This window comes from Cognatiluteimonas telluris (genome assembly GCF_011320095.1).
Taxonomy (GTDB): Bacteria; Pseudomonadota; Gammaproteobacteria; order Xanthomonadales; family Xanthomonadaceae; genus Cognatiluteimonas; species Cognatiluteimonas telluris.
In genome coordinates this window covers 1-2526 of record NZ_JAANOY010000067.1, presented here as the reverse complement: position 1 = coordinate 2526, position 2526 = coordinate 1, and the positions used below count along the sequence as shown (strand labels likewise).

5 protein-coding genes are annotated in these 2526 nt (G+C 54.3%); all 5 read right to left on the bottom strand.

From position 1 onward, the window contains the following. Nucleotides 1-230: 230 nt before the first annotated feature. The 5 genes from G7B67_RS12900 to G7B67_RS12880 all read right to left on the bottom strand — a co-directional run bounded on the left by G7B67_RS12900 (nucleotide 231) and on the right by G7B67_RS12880 (nucleotide 2367). Nucleotides 231-563, bottom strand: coding sequence for a hypothetical protein (locus G7B67_RS12900; RefSeq protein WP_166213069.1), 333 nt, complete (start codon nucleotides 561-563; stop codon nucleotides 231-233). A gap of 110 nt (nucleotides 564-673) precedes the next feature. After that, entirely contained in the window at nucleotides 674-1045 is a 372-nt protein-coding gene (locus G7B67_RS12895; RefSeq protein ID WP_166213067.1) for a DUF6404 family protein, read from the bottom strand. Between the two features lie 70 nt (nucleotides 1046-1115). Then, nucleotides 1116-1454, bottom strand: a complete 339-nt coding sequence (locus G7B67_RS12890) for a hypothetical protein (RefSeq protein ID WP_166213065.1) — start codon at nucleotides 1452-1454, stop codon at nucleotides 1116-1118. Nucleotides 1455-1530: 76 nt separating this feature from the next. Continuing rightward, nucleotides 1531-1800, bottom strand: a complete 270-nt coding sequence (locus tag G7B67_RS12885; RefSeq protein ID WP_166213063.1) for a hypothetical protein — start codon at nucleotides 1798-1800, stop codon at nucleotides 1531-1533. A gap of 150 nt (nucleotides 1801-1950) precedes the next feature. Further along, a complete protein-coding gene (locus tag G7B67_RS12880) occupies nucleotides 1951-2367 on the bottom strand; it encodes a hypothetical protein (protein ID WP_166213061.1) in 417 nt (138 codons plus the stop codon). Between the last annotated feature and the right edge of the window lie 159 nt (nucleotides 2368-2526).

Genomic DNA, 2526 nt, shown 5'->3' with positions numbered 1-2526 from the left:
GGAACCCACACTAGAAGGCCGCCAACCAAGGCTGAAACAAACCGCAGTTGGTATGACTCCGATTTGCTTCTAAGCGCTTCTAGATCCATATCTGCCATGAGAATCCCAAGTGGCGCCTAACACCTGAATTAAGCCGACCTGCGTAGTGGAGGCAAAAGGTGGCACGCTTTTCAGTGCCGCCTTTTGCTGGAACGAAGCATGTTCGGCTTGAATGAATTGTTAGGTGGCAACTAGGGCAGTTGTACGTACTCCACCCACCGATCCGCTGTGAACCCTAGGATTAGCCCCAGAACAGCCGCAAGAACAAACCCTTCAGATGGAGCATTGAACAGGGCTGCGAGAGTGAGTGCAAGGAAAACTCCAAGCACGGTCTGCCCGGCGAGCGAAAGGGAGCGTTTCTTATCAGCTGTGCCAAAGATGACAATTGCACAGTAAGAGCCGAACAAAAATGCGGCGGTAATACCCTTAAGCGTGCGAGAGTCGAGCACGTCGACGCGCCAAAACGCAAAGAACGCGAACAAGGCTCCGAAGAAAATAACTCCAAGGATCGTCCATCGGTTCATTTGCCACCTAACACCTGAATTAAGCCGACCTGCGTAGTGGAGGCAAAAGGTGGCACGCTTTTCAGTGCCGCCTTTTGCTGGAACGAAGCGGGTTCGGCTTGAATGAATTGTTAGGTGCGCAGCCGGGCTGTGCCCAACGCGGACCAGGAACCTAGCCCAAGCTTGCGAGCCAAGCGGCGGGTAAACCAGGCGACAGTAATGCCAAAGAACGCACCGGTGATCAGGGCGACATCACACGCTTGCTTGAACGACATGACGCGAATGCCCTTGTTGCCCATGTACCAAGCGAAAGCGCCAAACACCACCCCGAAGAAAATGCCCCCAAAGAGAGCGAGCGGTAGAAAGCCCATATAAAGCGGTGGTGGAAGCGGAATGCCAACTGACCAGAGCAACTGCCAGAGGGGCGGAGATGCTGTAGCCGAGCCGACACCTTTCTCCGCCATCAGGCGTTTGTATTCTTCAATTTTGCGATCGTGTGTCATGCGCACCTAACACCTGAATTAAGCCGAGCCGCGAAGCGGCTTCGGCTTGAATGAATTGTTAGGCCTGCGCCTAGTCAAAAGCTTGGCCGCCGCAGCTTGCGCAACGCCCTGTTGTTACCGCCAGGTCACCCGGCACACCGACCAAGGGGCGCCTGCAGGATCGGCAATTCAAGCCGGCCTCCGCGACCCGCCTCTTTTCGCGGCGGGTGGTGAACCACAGGTTGCCAAACAGCAGCGCGAAGAAACCGATCAGGTAAAGCCACCAGCCTCCCCAGCTCTCGGGAATCGCCTTCACGACAAATAGGTTGCCGATTAGCAGACCGAAGAACACAGGCAAGTAGACCCGGTTGAACCGTTTCTCCTGCAGGGCGAACTCATCGCGTTTGCGCAAATACTCATCAAGTCGCATAGATCTTCCGCGTAGGCCTAACACCTGAATTAAGCCGAGCCGCGAAGCGGCTTCGGCTTGAATGAATTGTTAGCACTCACGCTAGGTAGCGCGCCGCAATGGCTCCCAAGACAAGTGTGGCGCCAACGTACGATGCCAACCGGCCATTCCTGTCTTGCGCGGGGCTAGTAAAGCCATTCTTGTAAAGACCGTAAGCCATAAGTGAAAAGCCGACACCAGAAAACACGTTGCGAAGCTCTTTACCGTAGAAGATGAAGTCGGCGATGCGAATTGCGCCAACGAGGACGAACAAAACGAGCATGAACTTAGCGGCAGTGCTGATTGGCGCTTTTAGAACTGAGTTCATCGGAAACCTTCCGTGGGTGCTAACACCTGAATTAAGCCGACTTGCGTAGTGGAGCAAACATGGCAAGCTCTTTTTGCCATGTTTGTGGAACGAAGCAAGTTCGGCTTGAATGAATTGTTAGGCCACGCTCCTTGGTGCAGCAAGCATGACCTAGTTCGAATCTGCCGGACCTTCTCCGAATGCGATAGTCCAACAAAGCCATGCTGCGCCCAAGATAAGCGCCGTGTGGAACAGGGCGGAAAAGATCCTATTGAGCGTTAGTTGGCTGAGCGGAATATCACCCAGGCCGTAATCGGCGCCTACTAGCCAAGAGTATGCAAGTCCGGCCAAGGCCGCGCCAACGGCAATACGGACAAGCCGGATGAGAAAGCGCGAACATTTGTGAAGCAAAGCTTCAAACCTGGTCTCTTGGCGCACGCTAAGAATCTCGTAACCCGGTGCGTTGTATCTCTCCCGTGCTCGATGCTGAGCCGCTTCGAGGTCAAAGAAGCGCCCAAGCGCAAACGTATTCGTTTCAACCGTGTCGCTGGTCAAGCGCTTATACGTGACGAAGTAGCGATCATTCATAGCGGGGCCTAACACCTGAATTAAGCCGACGTGCGTAGTGGAAGCGAAAGCGTGGCAGGCTGTTTATGCCACGCTTTTGCTGCAACGAAGCAAGTTCGGCTTGAATGAATTGTTAGACCCTTGGCCGTTTAGCCCGAGCAGTTAGCTTGCCAGTGCGAA

Coding starts and splice junctions, on each gene's coding strand:
- G7B67_RS12880 (WP_166213061.1), bottom strand. CDS start 2,367: ATGAATGATCGCTACTTCGTCACGTATAAGCGCTTGACCAGCGACACG.
- G7B67_RS12900 (WP_166213069.1), bottom strand. CDS start 563: ATGAACCGATGGACGATCCTTGGAGTTATTTTCTTCGGAGCCTTGTTC.
- G7B67_RS12885 (WP_166213063.1), bottom strand. CDS start 1,800: ATGAACTCAGTTCTAAAAGCGCCAATCAGCACTGCCGCTAAGTTCATG.
- G7B67_RS12895 (WP_166213067.1), bottom strand. CDS start 1,045: ATGACACACGATCGCAAAATTGAAGAATACAAACGCCTGATGGCGGAG.
- G7B67_RS12890 (WP_166213065.1), bottom strand. CDS start 1,454: ATGCGACTTGATGAGTATTTGCGCAAACGCGATGAGTTCGCCCTGCAG.